At 57.0% G+C, this 16,099-nt stretch carries 16 protein-coding genes; 12 read left to right on the top strand and 4 right to left on the bottom strand.

Annotated features, from left to right (window positions below; genetic code table 11):
- Positions 1–35 precede the first annotated feature (35 nt).
- From ACR3FC_RS01910 to lexA, 6 genes are all read left to right on the top strand, one after another.
- Positions 36–617: an anthranilate synthase component II gene (locus ACR3FC_RS01910; protein WP_480472961.1), complete on the top strand. Its 582-nt coding sequence runs from the start codon at positions 36–38 to the stop codon at positions 615–617.
- Positions 614–1,633 (top strand): anthranilate phosphoribosyltransferase, encoded by a 1,020-nt coding sequence (trpD, locus tag ACR3FC_RS01915; protein ID WP_480472962.1) that lies wholly within the window; start codon positions 614–616, stop codon positions 1,631–1,633. Before ACR3FC_RS01910 ends, trpD begins: the two co-directional genes overlap by 4 nt.
- Positions 1,630–2,442 (top strand): indole-3-glycerol phosphate synthase TrpC, encoded by an 813-nt coding sequence (gene trpC / locus ACR3FC_RS01920; RefSeq protein ID WP_480472964.1) that lies wholly within the window; start codon positions 1,630–1,632, stop codon positions 2,440–2,442. The genes trpD and trpC overlap by 4 nt, the downstream gene beginning before the upstream one ends.
- Positions 2,442–2,915 carry a cyclic pyranopterin monophosphate synthase MoaC gene (moaC, locus tag ACR3FC_RS01925; RefSeq protein ID WP_480472966.1) on the top strand — a complete coding sequence of 158 codons (474 nt, stop codon included), beginning with the start codon at positions 2,442–2,444 and terminating at the stop codon, positions 2,913–2,915. Before trpC ends, moaC begins: the two co-directional genes overlap by 1 nt.
- Positions 2,912–4,084, top strand: coding sequence for a molybdopterin molybdotransferase MoeA (locus ACR3FC_RS01930; RefSeq protein ID WP_480472968.1), 1,173 nt, complete (start codon positions 2,912–2,914; stop codon positions 4,082–4,084). The genes moaC and ACR3FC_RS01930 overlap by 4 nt, the downstream gene beginning before the upstream one ends.
- Positions 4,085–4,162: 78 nt before the next feature.
- Positions 4,163–4,861, top strand: coding sequence for a transcriptional repressor LexA (lexA, locus tag ACR3FC_RS01935; RefSeq protein ID WP_480472970.1), 699 nt, complete (start codon positions 4,163–4,165; stop codon positions 4,859–4,861).
- Here lexA and ACR3FC_RS01940 read toward each other — a convergent pair.
- The gene (locus tag ACR3FC_RS01940) at positions 4,855–6,903 is read right to left on the bottom strand and encodes a ComEC/Rec2 family competence protein (protein ID WP_480472972.1); all 2,049 of its coding nucleotides are present in this window, start codon (positions 6,901–6,903) and stop codon (positions 4,855–4,857) included. The two genes, lexA and ACR3FC_RS01940, sit on opposite strands and share 7 nt — an antisense overlap.
- A gap of 78 nt (positions 6,904–6,981) precedes the next feature.
- On the opposite strand from ACR3FC_RS01940, the gene gltX reads away from it, so the two are divergent.
- Positions 6,982–8,382 (top strand): glutamate--tRNA ligase, encoded by a 1,401-nt coding sequence (gene gltX, locus ACR3FC_RS01945; protein WP_480472974.1) that lies wholly within the window; start codon positions 6,982–6,984, stop codon positions 8,380–8,382.
- Positions 8,383–8,503: 121 nt separating this feature from the next.
- A complete protein-coding gene (gene gltA, locus ACR3FC_RS01950) occupies positions 8,504–9,799 on the top strand; it encodes a citrate synthase (RefSeq protein WP_480472976.1) in 1,296 nt (431 codons plus the stop codon).
- A 93-nt stretch (positions 9,800–9,892) separates the two neighbouring features.
- On the opposite strand, the gene ACR3FC_RS01955 is transcribed toward gltA, so the two are convergent.
- Entirely contained in the window at positions 9,893–10,960 is a 1,068-nt protein-coding gene (locus tag ACR3FC_RS01955; protein ID WP_480472978.1) for a PA0069 family radical SAM protein, read from the bottom strand.
- A gap of 270 nt (positions 10,961–11,230) precedes the next feature.
- Between ACR3FC_RS01955 and ACR3FC_RS01960 the strand changes: the two genes are divergently transcribed.
- The 3 genes from ACR3FC_RS01960 to ACR3FC_RS01970 all read left to right on the top strand — a co-directional run bounded on the left by ACR3FC_RS01960 (position 11,231) and on the right by ACR3FC_RS01970 (position 13,850).
- Positions 11,231–11,929 carry a corrinoid protein gene (locus tag ACR3FC_RS01960; protein ID WP_209503809.1) on the top strand — a complete coding sequence of 233 codons (699 nt, stop codon included), beginning with the start codon at positions 11,231–11,233 and terminating at the stop codon, positions 11,927–11,929.
- A 146-nt stretch (positions 11,930–12,075) separates the two neighbouring features.
- Positions 12,076–13,113, top strand: coding sequence for a Hint domain-containing protein (locus ACR3FC_RS01965; protein WP_480472980.1), 1,038 nt, complete (start codon positions 12,076–12,078; stop codon positions 13,111–13,113).
- A 77-nt stretch (positions 13,114–13,190) separates the two neighbouring features.
- Positions 13,191–13,850, top strand: coding sequence for a DUF1638 domain-containing protein (locus tag ACR3FC_RS01970; protein WP_480472982.1), 660 nt, complete (start codon positions 13,191–13,193; stop codon positions 13,848–13,850).
- 2 nt (positions 13,851–13,852) lie between these two features.
- Here the strand turns inward: ACR3FC_RS01970 and ACR3FC_RS01975 are convergent, their stop codons facing one another.
- On the bottom strand, positions 13,853–14,263 hold the full coding sequence (locus ACR3FC_RS01975) for a SufE family protein (RefSeq protein ID WP_480472984.1): 411 nt from the start codon (positions 14,261–14,263) through the stop codon (positions 13,853–13,855).
- A gap of 138 nt (positions 14,264–14,401) precedes the next feature.
- Between ACR3FC_RS01975 and ACR3FC_RS01980 the strand changes: the two genes are divergently transcribed.
- A complete protein-coding gene (locus ACR3FC_RS01980; protein WP_480472986.1) occupies positions 14,402–14,932 on the top strand; it encodes a hypothetical protein in 531 nt (176 codons plus the stop codon).
- A 6-nt stretch (positions 14,933–14,938) separates the two neighbouring features.
- On the opposite strand, the gene rnd is transcribed toward ACR3FC_RS01980, so the two are convergent.
- The gene (gene rnd, locus ACR3FC_RS01985) at positions 14,939–16,096 is read right to left on the bottom strand and encodes a ribonuclease D (protein ID WP_480472988.1); all 1,158 of its coding nucleotides are present in this window, start codon (positions 16,094–16,096) and stop codon (positions 14,939–14,941) included.
- Positions 16,097–16,099 lie beyond the last annotated feature (3 nt).

A 16,099-nucleotide genomic window follows, 5' to 3' on the forward strand; every position in this document is an offset into this window, starting at 1 on the left:
CAGCCCGAAATGCCCAAGCGAAGATAAGTGCCCATATGCTGCTGCTGATCGACAACTACGACTCGTTTACCTACAATTTGGTACATTATTTGGGCGAACTTGGTGCCGAAATGGTCATTCGCCGCAATGATGCGCTGGATGTGCAAGAAGCAATGGCCATGAACCCGGCTGGGATCCTGCTAAGTCCCGGCCCCTGCGACCCAGATCAGGCGGGCATCTGTCTGGCTCTGACCGAAGCGGCGGCCGAGACCAAAACACCCCTTTTGGGGGTTTGTCTTGGGCATCAGACCATTGGACAGGCGTTCGGTGGCAAGGTGGTTCGGTGCCACGAAATTGTGCACGGCAAAATGGGCATCATGCACCACACCGGAAAAGGCGTCTTTGCTGGCCTTCCATCGCCCTTTGAAGCCACACGCTACCATTCGCTGGTGGTCGAGCGTGAGACGCTGCCCGACTGTCTTGAGATCACAGCCGAGCTGGAAGACGGCACGATCATGGGGCTGCAACACAAGGAACTGCCTATTCACGGTGTTCAGTTCCACCCTGAATCGATTGCTTCCGAGCATGGTCACGCCCTTCTCAAGAACTTCCTGCAAGAACTGAAAGTCCCCGCATGAGCGACGCGCTGAAACCGTTGATCGGAGCAGCCGCCGATCGTCCGCTGACCCGTAAAGAGGCCGAGACTGCCTTTGGCATCCTGTTCAACGGCGAAGCCACGCCAAGCCAGATTGGCGGGCTGTTGATGGCCATGCGCACGAGGGGGGAAACGGTTGATGAATATGCCGCGGCCGCGGCTGTCATGCGCGCCAAGTGCAATGCCGTGCGGGCCCCCGAAGGGGCGATCGACATCGTTGGCACGGGCGGGGACGGAAAAGGTACTCTGAATATCTCGACCGCGACGGCCTTTGTCGTCGCAGGCGCTGGCGTGACAGTCGCCAAACACGGCAACCGCAACCTAAGTTCTAAATCAGGCGCAGCGGATGCATTGGGTCAAATGGGCATCAACGTCATGGTTGGCCCGCAAGTCGTTGAAAGCGCATTGAAAGATGTCGGGATCGGATTCATGATGGCGCCGATGCATCACCCGGCCATTGCGCATGTTATGCCTTCGCGGCAGGAGCTGGGAACGCGCACGATTTTCAATATCCTTGGCCCACTGACCAACCCTGCCGGTGTCAAACGGCAACTGACTGGCGCCTTTAGCCGCGAGTTGATCCGCCCCATGGCTGAAACACTCGGCTTGCTGGGGTCAGATCGCGCGTGGCTGGTGCATGGATCAGACGGGACAGACGAATTGACGATCACCGGTATCAGCTGGGTCGCCGCTTTAGAAGATGACGTGATCAAAGAGGTCGAGCTGCACCCCGAGGATGCTGGCCTGCCTGTGCACCCTTTCGAAGACATCCTCGGCGGAACCCCTGAAGAAAATGCCATCGCATTTCGTGCGCTGCTGGACGGCGCTCGGTCAGCGTATCGTGACGCCGTGTTGCTGAACTCTGCCGCCGCATTGGTTGTCGCCGACGCTGCAAGTGATCTGCGCGAAGGCGTGGCCATGGCCGCCGACAGCATCGACAGCGGTGAAGCCAAAAACAAAATCACGGCCTTGGCCGCCAAGACTCAGGAGGCCGCATGACCGAAACCGTTCTGGACAAGATCAAAGCCTACAAACTGGAAGAAATCGCAGCAGACAAGGCTCAGAAGTCCTTGGAAACGCTAGAAAGTGAAGCACGCGCAGCTTCGGAAACCCGCGGGTTTGCCGCAGCTCTTCAAGCTGCGTCCCGGCAAGGTTACGGCCTGATTGCCGAGGTCAAGAAAGCCAGCCCCTCCAAGGGTTTGATCCGGCCAGATTTTGATCCGCCTGCCTTGGCCAAGGCCTATGAAGAAGGCGGTGCTACGTGTTTGTCCGTGCTCACCGACACGCCGAGCTTTCAGGGTGCCAAGGAATATCTAACACAAGCGCGTAACGCGACATCTCTGCCCGCTTTGCGTAAGGATTTCATGTATGACCCTTATCAGGTGGTCGAGGCACGTGCTTTGGAAGCCGACTGTATTCTGATCATCATGGCATCCGTCAGCGATGATCAGGCAGCCGAGTTGGAACAAACCGCTTTCGATTGGGAGATGGACGTTCTGATTGAGGTTCACGACCAAGCCGAGCTTGAACGCGCAGCCCAACTGAAAAGTCCTTTGATCGGCATAAACAACCGCAATCTCAAGACCTTCGAAACCACTCTTGATTCGACTCGGCGCTTGTCCAAACTGGTACCGGCAGACCGTACTATCGTGTGCGAAAGCGGGTTGGGTACGCCAGAAGATTTGCGGGATATTGCGCGCTATGGCGCCCGGTGCTTTTTGATCGGCGAAAGCCTGATGCGCCAGGACGATGTCGAAGCGGCCACCCGCCACATCCTGTCCAATCCGCTTATCCCCGGAGTGATGTGATGCCGCTGACCCATTTCGATGCTCAAGGTCAGGCGCATATGGTCGACGTCTCGGGCAAAGAGGTCACAGATCGTTTAGCCGTGGCTGTGGGTCACGTTAAGATGGCACCGGAAACCTATGAAATCATTTCAGAACAACGCGCCGCTAAGGGCGATGTTTTGGGCGTTGCCCGCCTGGCCGGCATCATGGGTGCAAAAAAGACGCCGGATCTGATCCCGCTCTGCCATCCTTTGCCAGTAACTAAGGTTGCCGTTGAACTGACCCTCGACCCGGATCTGCCGGGAGTTCAGATCGAAGCAACGGTCAAAACGTCAGGTCAAACCGGAGTTGAGATGGAGGCCCTGACCGCCGTTTCCACCGCGGCCTTGACTGTGTACGACATGACCAAAGCCGTCGACAAAGCGATGGAAATTGGCGGCATTCATTTAAGTCTTAAAGACGGCGGAAAATCAGGACGTTACGAGGCGAAATGATTACCGTCGAAGAAGCGCGCGCCCTGCTGTTCGATCTTGTCGGCCCTCTACCTTCGGAACAGGTTCCCCTGGCCCAGTCTGCGGGACGTGTTCTGTCGCACGAGGTTGTGGCAGCGCGCGACCAGCCGCCATTTGCGGCATCTTCGATGGATGGCTATGCCGTCAAAGCCGACGAAGTCGAGCTTCATGCCATGTTCAAAGTGGTGGGCGAATCCGCTGCGGGTCGTCGTTTCGACGGCTCGGTGGGCCCCGGTCAGGCCGTGCGTATCTTTACCGGCGCTCCGGTTCCCGAGGGCGCGGATTTCGTTGTGATTCAGGAAGATACCGACCGGCGTGGCGATCTGATCACGATCACAGACGACCCCGGCCCCAAAACGAACATCCGCCCTGCCGGTGTGGATTTTATGACAGGCACTCCCATCACGGCACCGCGTTTGATCCGCGCCGAAGACATTGCACTGATGGCTGCGATGAATGTCGCGCGGGTCCCGGTTTCTCGAAAACCCGTCATTGCCCTGATCTCGACCGGCGACGAACTTGTCATGCCCGGCGAAGAACCGGGACCGGACCAGATTATCGCGTCAAACACGTTTGGACTGCGGGCATTGCTTGAGGGGCTCGGTGCTGTGGTTCGTGTCCTTCCGATTGCACGGGATACGGTCTCATCACTTGAAACGGCTTTTCACCTGGCACGAGGGGCCGATCTCGTCGTGACGATTGGCGGTGCGTCGGTTGGGGACTACGACCTTGTGTCTGACGTTTCGCAGGGGCTGGGGATGGATCGGTCTTTCTACAAGATCCGAATGCGCCCCGGAAAACCTCTGATGGCTGGTCGCATGGGTGACACCGCGATGGTCGGGCTTCCGGGGAACCCGGTCAGCGCGATGGTCTGTGGCTATCTGTTCCTTGCCCCGATGGTGCGGCGGATGCTGGGGCTGGAAATGGTTCTGCCACCCTTTCACTCTGCCCGGTTGACCGAACCACTGTCACAAAACGGCCCGCGCGAGCATTACATGCGTGCGGTTCTAAGCGAAACGGGTATCCAGGCCTGTGCAGATCAGGACAGCTCTCTGCTCAGCGTTCTGGCGCAGGCAAACGCCCTTTTGGTCCGTCCCCCGAACGACCCCGCCCGCAAGGCCGGGGAAACGGTTCGATACCTGCCGATCTGAGCTTCGCCCAAATTCATTGACACAAAACGTGAACATGCGTAGAACAAAAGAAAACGCATGAGCGACGAGGTGTGAGCAATGCTGACCAAGAAGCAATTGGATTTGTTGAAATTCATCCAAAAACGCGTGCAGGCGGACGGTGTTCCGCCCAGTTTCGATGAAATGAAGGCCGCGCTTGACCTGCGGTCGAAATCCGGCATCCACAGGCTGATCACTGCGCTGGAGGAACGCGGCTTTATCCGTCGCCTCGCGCATCGTGCCCGCGCGATTGAAATTGTGAAACTTCCTGAAAGCCTTGGCGGTGAACCAACTGCCGGATTTTCACCCCGCGTGATCGAAGGTGACCGGCCCAAAGGCCCCCGCCCGGCCAATATTGAACCGGTTGCGGTGGACGCGTTGGAATTGCCGGTGATGGGCCGGATCGCGGCGGGTGTCCCTATTGAAGCGATCAGTCACGTGTCACATCACGTGGCGGTCCCCGGCCCCATGGTTTCCGGGAAAGGCCAGCACTATGCGCTTGAGGTTCGCGGTGACTCGATGATCGACGCGGGCATCAATGACGGTGATGTGGTTGTCATCCGCGAAACCGCGACTGCTGATAACGGAGATATCGTGGTTGCACTGGTAGAAGATCAGGAAGCGACGCTGAAACGCTTTTTCCGCCGCGGCAACGCTATTGCTCTCGAAGCGGCCAACCCGGCTTATGAGACGCGCGTTCTACCTGAAGAAAAGGTCAAGGTTCAGGGTCGCCTAGTCGGTCTGATCCGAACCTATTGATCCGGATTCAAACGACGGTCCCCGACGGGCTTCGGGGACCAGAGCCTGTGACCTGTCAGTTCCGCGCTTGAAGTCAACTTTCCGTCCGACAATGACAGGCTGCCGGTTTCGGTCAGGTGATCCGGATCGAAGACGGCGCACGCTCCCTCAAGGGTCAGCGCAACTGTCGAAACAATGATCTGGTTGTTCTTGCATTCGTCGAACGCGTGCGCGGCCTTTTTGCCCGAGATATGGATGATTTCCATATCCTGATATGGGTACCGCTGAACGGTGCTGCTGTCCGGCCATCTGCCTGCTGCCGCGATCTGATCGGCACCGTCACCGTCATTCTCAAGCCAGACGCTGGCAACAAACCCGCTGCCTTTGCTTCTGCTCAAAGCCCGGCCCTGAGCGGTCATCACGCCGACTAACCCCCCGTTTTCTGCGATCAGAACATCTGGCCTGTGGCCCGAGTTCCAAAGCAGAAATGACAGAACGACGGGCCCGACACCGTACCAACGCGCGCGCCCTTGCCACAAGGCCAGCCACAAAGCACCAACAGCAACAAGTGGCAATACATACCAGGGCGGGCTAACTACGAAACCCTGAGCACCGTCCAGGTGCGACACCCAGTTTGACACCCCCAAGATCCAATGCAGCGCCCAGCCCATAACGGTCAGCGGAAAAGCCTCCAATCCAAATGGGGCGGCCAGTGCGGCGACAACCGCCGCAGGCACAACTAATAAGCCCATGACGGGTACGGACAGAAGGTTCGCCAGCAATCCATAGTGAGACATCGTATTGAAATGCGCAGCGCCAATTGGGGCCGTGGCAAGCCCGGCTATCGCCGAGGACATCACCACACCAGCAATCGGTTTCAACCAATTCGGGCCGGGTAACGGACCCACCTGTTGCAATGCGCCGAAGACGGCAACCAGGGCTGTCGTTGCCGCAAAGGACATCTGAAACCCCGGACTCAGCAGCGACTCGGGCCAAAGAACCAGAACGATCAGCGCAGCAACGGAAACCGCACGCAACGAGATCGCGCGCCTGTCGATCAACACGGCCCCCAGCATGACACTGACCATGACATAGGCGCGTTCGGTTGCGATATTCCCGCCGGACAACAGCAAATAAATCGTCGCCGCGATCAGCGCGAGCACAGCCGCAACTTTTCGGACAGGTAACCGCAGCGCCACGAAGGGGATCAGTGACAAACCAATACGGCAGGCCACGAAAACAAAACCCGTCAGTAACCCCATGTGAAGCCCGGAAATGGCAAGCAAATGCGCCAGGTTCGACGCGCGCAGGGACAAGAGCGTCTCCTGCCCCATACCACTGCGATCACCTGTGGTGACGGCAGCGGCAAACCCACCGATTTCTCCGGGCAGGATTTGTTTCACTCGCTGCGATATGGCCATTCGGATTGCGGTAATTCGAACACCGCCAATACCGTCCTTGACTGGCGCAATCGTCAATACAGGAACGCGGGTATACCCGACCGCACCCAGCTCCTGAAACCAGGCATGGCGACGAAAATCGAACCCGCCAGGTTCAACCGGGCCCTGCGGCGGCGAAAGATGCGCTGTGGTCATGATCCGTTGCCCAGGCGCAAAAGGGTCTGTTGCGCCATGAACAGAAAGACGGATGCGTTGCGGCCTGCGCTCCTGCGGTACGTCCCCTACGCGCACCTGATCGAGCGTCAACCGCAACGCATCCGAGGCAGACCGATCCATGGCGACGACCCTCCCCTCGACAGGGCCATAGTACCGCCAGGACAGAACCGGTTCTGCCACCATATGGGCGCGAGTGCCCGCCAGTATGACACCGACCGCAATCAGCGCCCCCCCGGTCGCTAACGCTCCCATCCCCGGTGGCAGCCGGCGGCTCAGGACGACAAGAGCCAGGAACAAGCAAGAAAGACCAGCGTATACCGGCCAGCCAGGCTCGCTCCGGGCACCGAAATAGAGACCGATCCCCGTTGCCAGCATGACTGGCGTCCACGGAAACAGGTACCCTGTCTGGTGCAGCAGCGCGGCCTCGACCCGTGCAAGAACACGCATGGTTGCCCCCGTCCTTCGGGCTCGTTAGACAGGCGTCAAACTATGCCAGATACGGTTACCAAAAGGTTAATCCTCAACATGTCCGAACAGGTCGTCACACGTTTTGCCCCCTCGCCCACAGGTTTTCTGCACATCGGTGGCGCACGCACCGCATTGTTCAATTGGCTTTATGCCCGCGGACGTGGTGGAAAGTTCCTGCTGCGGATCGAAGATACCGACCGGGAGCGCTCGACCCCCGAGGCAACCACCGCGATCCTTCAGGGTATGGAATGGCTGGGACTGGATCATGATGGCGATGTAATCAGCCAGTTCGAAGGAGCTGCCCGGCATGCCGAAGTCGCGCACCAGCTTCTGGCCGAGGGAAAGGCATATAAATGCTTCTCGACGCAGGACGAAATTGCCGCCTTTCGGGAACAGGCGCGGGCCGAGGGCAAGTCGACCCTGTTCCGCAGCCCCTGGCGTGACGCTGATCCTTCGGCTCTTCCCGAACTGCCATTTGTCATTCGCATCAAGGCTCCGCAGGACGGTACAACAGTGATCCGCGATCAGGTTCAGGGCGACGTGACCATTCGCAACGACCAACTGGACGACATGGTTCTGCTGCGTTCCGACGGGACACCGGTCTACATGCTGGCAGTGGTGGTCGACGATCATGATATGGGTGTTACCCATGTCATTCGCGGCGATGACCACCTCAATAACGCGGCGCGCCAGATGATGATCTATGAGGCAATGGGCTGGGATGTTCCGGTCTGGGCCCATATTCCGCTGATCCACGGGCCAGACGGTAAGAAATTGTCCAAACGCCATGGCGCGCTTGGCGCGCAGGAGTATCAGGCCATGGGCTATCCTGCCGCCGGGATGCGCAACTATCTGGCCCGTCTGGGCTGGAGCCATGGTGACGATGAATTCTTTACTGATGCACAGGCAAAGGAGTGGTTTGATCTGAACGGCATCGGCAAAAGCCCTGCCCGGTTTGATCTGAAAAAACTGGAAAACCTGTGTGGTCAACACATCGCCATTTCTGAGGATGCTGCGCTGCGGCATGAAATCGGAGCCTACCTGGCCGCAGCTGCTTTACCACCCCTGACAGATTCACAATCGAGTGATTTGGAACGTGCGATGTATTGCCTCAAGGATCGGGCGCGGACTTTTCCTGAACTCCTTGAAAAGGCTCACTTTGCCTTGACGGAACGCCCAATCGTTCCCGACGAGAAAGCCGCAAAGGCGCTGGCATCTGTATCCGACGGTATACTGGAAGAATTGACGCCGCAGTTGCAAAATGCTAGCTGGTCTCGAGACGAACTGGAGGAGACCCTGAATTCCTTTGCCGAGTCAAAGGAGCTCACGTTCGGCAAGCTGGCTGGCCCACTCAGGGCCGCCTTGGCTGGTCGGGCCGTCACGCCTTCGGTTTTTGACATGATGCTTGTGCTGGGACGGGATGAAACCCTGGCGCGGCTTTCAGAAGCAGCGAAATAACCCGAATTTCATAAACGGGTAACGCTGCTCCGCTAACACCCGGACTGCGCGAAAGCGCGCAGTCGTTGCCCGCACTGCCCGAGGTTTCTTTGGCATGCGTATGAATGAAGAAGGGATAACCATGACAGACAGCAACAAAACAGCCACTCTGACCGTTCACGGCAAAGAGTATGAGTTGCCGGTTCATACCCCGACCGCCGGTCCGGATGTCATTGATATTCGGAAGCTTTACGGTCAGGCAGGGGTATTCACCTATGATCCCGGTTTCACTTCAACCGCAAGCTGTGACAGCACAATAACCTTTATCGATGGTGAAAAAGGCGAGTTGCTGCACCGTGGCTACCCGATCGACCAACTGGCAGAGAAATCGCACTTTCTTGAGGTCTGCTATCTGCTGCTCTACGGAGAGCTGCCGGTCGCAAAAGATCTGGAGAAATTCGAAACCACGATCACCCGCCACACCATGCTGCATGAGCAGATGCAGTATTTCTACCGTGGTTTCCGCCGCGACGCGCATCCCATGGCCATTATGGTCGGTGTTGTCGGCGCAATGTCGGCCTTCTATCACGATTCGACCGATATCGCGGACCCGCATCAGCGCGAGGTCGCCTCGCATCGCCTGATCGCCAAAATGCCGACAATCGCCGCATGGGCTTATAAATACCACACGGGGCAGCCCTTCGTGTATCCGCGCAATGACTTGGATTATGCGTCGAACTTCCTGCGCATGTGTTTCAGCGTTCCTGCCGAAGAATATGAGGTCAACCCGATCCTCAGCCGCGCGATGGACCGTATCTTAACGCTTCACGCAGACCACGAGCAGAATGCGTCAACGTCCACCGTGCGTCTGGCGTCGTCATCGGGCGCAAATCCGTTTGCATGCATCGCCGCTGGTATTGCCTGCTTGTGGGGGCCGTCCCATGGTGGCGCCAACCAGGCATGTCTGGAAATGTTGGAAGAGATCGGCACCGTAGATCGCATTCCCGAATTCATCGCCCGTGCCAAAGACAAGAACGACCCGTTCCGCCTGATGGGCTTTGGCCACCGCGTGTACAAAAACTTTGACCCACGCGCAAAGGTGATGAAGCAGTCGGCCGACGAGGTTCTGGATCTGCTGGGCATTGAAGACAACCCTAAACTGCAAGTTGCTAAAGAGCTGGAACGCGAAGCGCTGGAAGACCCGTATTTCGCCGACAAAAAACTGTTCCCGAACGTTGACTTCTATTCGGGTATCATCCTCGAGGCGATGGGTTTCCCGACCTCAATGTTCACACCAATCTTTGCACTTTCGCGGACTGTTGGCTGGGTCAGCCAGTGGAAAGAAATGATTGAAGATCCACAGAACAAGATCGGCCGCCCGCGTCAGCTGTACCTGGGTGAGACGCTGCGCGATTACGTGGACATCGAAAACCGCTGATCCATCAAAGCACGCAATAAATCCAGAAGGCCCCGGTTAAACCGGGGTCTTTTGCTTTCGATACTGAAGCAGCGGACGGTTGGGTATTTGGTTTCAGAACAAGCTCATTTGATCCCCGGGTTGCGGCGGAACTGCAAACCGGTCGCATCGTAACGGAGCGGATTTTATAGAAAGCCCCAGTCTTTTGCAGGTTTTAGCGAACCTCAGGGCGATGAGCTCGGCATATTCCCCTTCACCCCGCATCCTGTGCCCCCAGCGCGGGTCATAATCCCGCCCACCATGCATTTCGCGCAGCTTGGACATGACCTTTTCTGCACGGGCGGGTTCGTGCTCTGCCAGCCAGTCCTGCCAAAGCTGCGAGACTTCGCGGGGCAATCGCAACATGATCCAGCTTGCCGCATCTGCGCCCGCCTCTTTTCCGGCGCCCAACAGGTTTTCCAACTCATGATCTGTCAGCCCAGGCACAATAGGCGAGGTCATTACGCGAACCGAAACGCCCGCATCGGTCAACGCTCTGATCGTCTGCAACCGACGGGCCGGAGACGGTGCGCGGGGCTCCATCCGCCGGGACAGACCCGCATCCAGCGTGGTAAGCGAAATACCGACCCGCACCAATCCCCGGCTGGCCATGTCAGCCAAAATATCCAGATCACGCTCGATCAATGTTCCTTTGGTCACGATTGCGACCGGGTGGTTGAACTCTTGCAAGACCTCAAGGCAAGACCTTGTAATCAGTCTGTTTTTTTCAATGGGCTGGTATGGGTCAGTGTTTGTCCCGATTGCGATCGTGGCGACCTTGTAGGACTTTGCCGACAGTTCCTTGCGCAGAACAATGCTCATGTTGGGGCGCGCAACAAGGCGAGTTTCGAAATCCAATCCTGCAGACAAGCCCAGAAAGGCGTGGCTGGGTCTGGCAAAACAATAGACACAACCATGCTCGCACCCCCTATACGGATTGATCGAACGGTCAAAAGGCAAATCGGGTGAACGGTTATAGGTGATGGCACTGCGCGCCACCTCATCCCGCGTCTCGGTTCGCAGGGGCGGCAAGTCTTCATCGATGTCCCACCCGTCATCAACAGCCTGCGTTGCAAACCGTTCAAACCGCCCAGCAGTATTGGACGCCACCCCCCTTGCCTTGACGACATACCCGATGCTCACGATATATTTGTTCCCTATTTGTTCTTCTTGTACGATAAGCCTGAAACAAAACCTGTGCAAGCCAACCCTTCGAAGAAACAGGAACGCACAGATGAAAAATAAACAGGATAATATTGCAGACTTTTCAATCGAGCCGGTGCCATTTTTGGCATATAGGTCGGTCCCGAAACGACCAACGTCGCAATCGTCACAGTCAGAATGCGACGTTTTGGCCAAAACGGAAAAAATGCCACCACGGGTCGATGGCCCGCCCAGCACAGGGAATACCCCATGTCCGACGAAGAAGATATCGTCCTGTCCGAACTGAATGATGACGAACTGGTCGATCAGATGTTCGACGATCTCTATGACGGATTGAAAGAAGAGATCGAAGAAGGCACCAATATACTGCTGGAACGCGGATGGACGCCGTATGACATCCTGACCAAAGCTCTGGTTGGCGGCATGACCATTGTGGGCCATGACTTCCGCGACGGCATTCTGTTTGTACCTGAGGTTCTGCTGGCGGCCAACGCGATGAAAGGCGGCATGTCGATCCTCAAGCCGCTGCTGGCTGAAACCGGTGCTCCGCGTGTTGGCAAAATGGTTATCGGCACCGTGAAGGGCGACATCCACGATATCGGCAAGAACCTTGTGTCGATGATGATGGAAGGCGCAGGCTTCGAAGTTGTCGATCTGGGAATCAACAACCCGGTCGAGAATTATCTGGAAGCACTGGAAACGGAACAGCCCGACATTCTGGGCATGTCCGCCCTGCTGACCACCACGATGCCTTACATGAAAGTCGTTATCGACACCCTGGTCGAACAGGGCGTGCGCGATGACTACATTGTTCTGGTCGGTGGCGCGCCGCTGAACGAAGAGTTCGGAAAAGCCATCGGTGCAGACGCCTACTGCCGTGACGCTGCTGTTGCAGTGGAAACCGCCAAGGATTTCGTGGGCCGCAAACACAACCAACTGGCTGGCTAAGACCACTCAGGTTTTTCTTGAAAGGCCGTCCATTTTGGGCGGTCTTTTTCGTTTTATTACACCGCCTCCGTCCTTAGGCGTCTTGATTATCCGATTGTAAACGAAAGTGCGGTTAAAAACCGAAACGTCCAAGTTTCGGGGGTTCCGTGCCGCAGTCATTCACAGCCATTTCGTTGGGCAAACTCGCCGATATCGATCATGTTGAGGACAATTACGTCGCTGAAAACGCCTCCGCGCTTGTTGGGCAAACCTTCGGTCACACGGACGCGCCGTTATCGCACAACAGCGTGACATGGAGCGCCGTAGGAAACCCCGGCTCTGCCTATGACATGAACAACATGTCTGCCAATGATCGGTTTTCGATCGACGGCAGCGCGCCGCAAACCTTTGATGGCACATCAGTTTACCACGCCACTGTCACTTATTTCGACGGCACAAGTGCAAACATTACTGCCGTTGTCGCGCAGGATGTGGATGGCAACACATATCTGGTGCCAGAGTTCTCGGACAACGCAGATCAGGCCGCTCTGGAAGCAGGGCCTATACACTCGATCACCTTCAACAGTCTTGCCGGTAATCGGTATTCGGGACTGGTGTCAAGCCGCGAGGACTGGGATCTGGTCCCGTGCTTTACGCCCGGAACGTTGATCAGAACAAGGAAGGGAGAACGCCCGGTAGAAACGCTGCGTCCCGGCGACCGGGTTGAAACCCTTGACCACGGGTTTCAAACGGTGCGTTGGGCCGGGCAACGGCGGGTTCAGGCCGCAGGCACGTTCGCGCCGGTTCTGTTCAAGGCAGGCGCATTTGGAAACGCACGCGACCTTCTGGTGTCGCAGCAACACAGGATGCTGCTCCGGAACTGGCGCTTGGAACTGCATACCGGCTATTTCGAAGCGCTAGCCCCCGCCAAACACTTAGTCAATGGACATGACATCATCCTCAAACCCGGCGGGGTCGTAACCTATATTCATCTGCTGTTTGATCAGCATGAGTTGCTCTGGTCAGAAGGCTGCCTGAGCGAGAGCTTTCATCCCGGCGCCCAAAGCTGGAACGCACTTGATCGGTCAGCCCGACAGGAGATCCTATCGTTGTTTCCCGAGTTATCGAAGCAAGGTATCGCCGCCTACGGCCCGCCCGCGCGGCCTCTGTTATCGGCGTTCGAAACACGAACGTCGGCAGCCTGACACGAGATGTCGGAAGAAGGCTTGCCTGCAAGCTGTTTTCATTCTCTTGTGCCATGAGCCCATAAGGAAGCCGACCTATGCCAAGCGATACGCTACCGGATGATGCAAGCCTGACAACCAAAGGCTATGACGGCGTGGAAAACGCAAGCATCCTGCTAATTGCCTGCGGGGCACTTGCGCGCGAAATTCTGGATATCAAAACGCGCAACGGCTGGGATCACATGGCTCTGACCTGCCTGCCTGCAATCCTGCATGTTCATCCGGAACGGATCACGCAGGCAGTTGAAGACACCGTGGCCAAACACCGCGACAGGTTCGAAAAAATCTATGTGGTTTACGCTGATTGCGGAACCGGAGGTCTGCTGCAATCCGCCTGCGAAAAACTGGGCGTCGAGATGGTAAAAGGCCCTCATTGCTATTCGTTCTTCGAAGGCAATCAGGCCTTTCAAGAACGCGGCGAGGACGAAACAACTGCCTTCTACCTGACTGACTTTCTGGCCCGCCAGTTCGACGCATTTGTCTGGAAACCACTGGGCCTGGATCGCCACCCGGAACTGCGGGACATGTATTTCGGCAATTACACCAAACTGATTTATCAGGCCCAGATCGACGATCCGAAACTGACCGAACGCGCACGGAAATGCGCGGACCGCATGGGATTGGCGTTCGAACGTCGTTTCACCGGCTACGGCGATCTGGAAACCACTTTGTCAGACTGGGCAAACCGCCCCGAGTGACCTCAGGCGTTTTCCTGCGCGACCTGGCGGATGCGTTCGATCATGGCCCGCAATCCATTGGACCGCTGCGCTGACAGATGATCGTTCAAGCCCAGTCGGGCCAGTTCTGCCGCCGCATCGACCTGCGGCACCTCGGTCACCGGCAGTCCGTTGTATAGGGACCGAAGCACGGCGATCAGCCCGCGAACGATCAGCGCATCACTGTCGCCATCAAATTTGAACACACCTGCTTCGATCATCGGATGCAGCCAGACCTGACTGGCACAGCCGTGAACCTTTGTCGCCGGAACTTTCAACGCGTCATCCAAAGGCTCCATCGCCTTGCCCTGTTCGATGACATGGCGATACCGGTCTTCCCAGTCTTCGAGAAACTCGAAATCCTCGACAATGTCTTCAAAAGCAGGCGTGGCCATGGCGCAGTGATCCTTTCGTTGAAATCACAATGTGACCTATGCCGACGACCACCTGCTGTCCAGCCCCAGCTGTGGCTTTTCAACGCGAAGAAATTACGCTAACCCATTGTCTGAATTCGTGTGAAAAGCAGTGGGTCCATGCAAAAGTCTCTGTCCGTTCTTATCATCGCCATGCTGACCCTGACTGCCTGCGGCAGCTGGCGCGACTCGCGGGTGAATCCGTCAAACTGGTTTGGCTCCAGCCGGTCTGTGAAGTCTGAAACGCCGTCGGACCCAAATGCCGCCGATGCTTTGGTTCCCAAGACAAGAGAGGGAAGAGGCCTGTTTTCGCGCCCAGACGCCGAAGATACCAGCATTCCAATCGCCAAAATCGATGAGCTGCGGATCGAGCCAATTCCGTCGGGCGCGATCATCTATTCCTCTGGCACCGCGCTTCGGCAGGGTGCCTATAACGCACGCTTGGTTACGGTTAATTCAGAAGAAAACAAAGAAAAGGGAATTCTGGAGTTTGTATTCCGCGTGAATTACCCCAGCACAGAGACCCCGCAAGGATCTGAACGAACAAGAATGGTGTCGGATGCCATTAATGTCTCGACCCAGGATCTTGAAGGCATTCGTCTGATCCGTGTTGTCGGGCAACAGAATACTTTGGAATCGCGGCGGCGGTAATCGCCGCTAAAGCGAGACGACCTTGACCGCCTGCCCTTTGGCCGCCAGCGCGATTTTCCCCTCGCACAGCTTTAGTGCGTCTTCCCCAAAGACCTCGTAACGCCATCCCGACATCGCGGGCAGTTCTCGTTCGCCAGCGGCAATCTGGTCCAATTCGGAACTTGTTGCGATCAGCTTGGCCGCAACGCCTGAGCTTTCAGTTTTGGATTTCAGCAGAACCCGAAGCAAGTCGGCCAAAGCCGGGTTGACCTTCAGGTTATCCCGGGAATTGTCGATCTTCGGCAGATTTTCCTGCGGACATTTTGTGCCCTTCGTCACCGCAGCAAGAATACCTTCGGCAATCGGGCCTTTGCGCGCCTCGCGCAGCAAAAGGCGTGATCCACCGAGATCGGCGATTGTCTTGGGCTTGGTCGACGCCAGTTCGATCAAAGCATCATCCTTGAACACCCGGTTGCGCGGCACGTTATGTTCCTGCGCATACCTTTCGCGGAACTGCGCCAGCTCGCGTACAACAGCCAGGAACTTGGCCGAATTCGTTCGCGTTTTGACCCGCTTCCAGGCCTCCTCGGGACGAATGTCATACGTGGCAGGCTGCGTCAGCGTACGCAGCTCTTCAGCCACCCAGTGGCTGCGCATCGTCTTCTTGAGTTCCGCGGAAAGATATTCGTAGATCCTGCGAAGATGCGTCACATCCGCCAGTGCATATGTTTTCTGCGCCTCTGTCAAAGGGCGGCGGGACCAATCGGTGAACCGCGAAGTCTTGTCGACGCCCTGTTTGCAGATCTTCCGCACCAGCGTCTCATAGCCGACCTGCTCACCAAACCCGCAGACCATCGCGGCGACCTGTGTGTCAAACAACGGGTTGGGGAACACACCGGCCTCGACCCAGAATATCTCAAGATCCTGACGCGCGGCGTGGAACACCTTGACCACGTTCTCGTTTCGGAAAAGCTCATACAGCGGTTCGAGAGACAGGCCATCAACCAGCGGATCAACCAGAACCGCGCTGTCTTCATCATCAGAGGGAAGCGCCAGTTGCACGAGGCACAGTTTCGAATAATAGGTCCGCTCGCGCAGAAACTCGGTATCGACTGTGATATATGGATAGCTTGCGGCCGCCTTGCAGAAATCGGCCAGTTCTTGCGTCGTCGTCAGAGTTTTCATGCG

The sequence above is a fragment of the Ruegeria sp. AF3 genome, assembly GCF_056536285.1.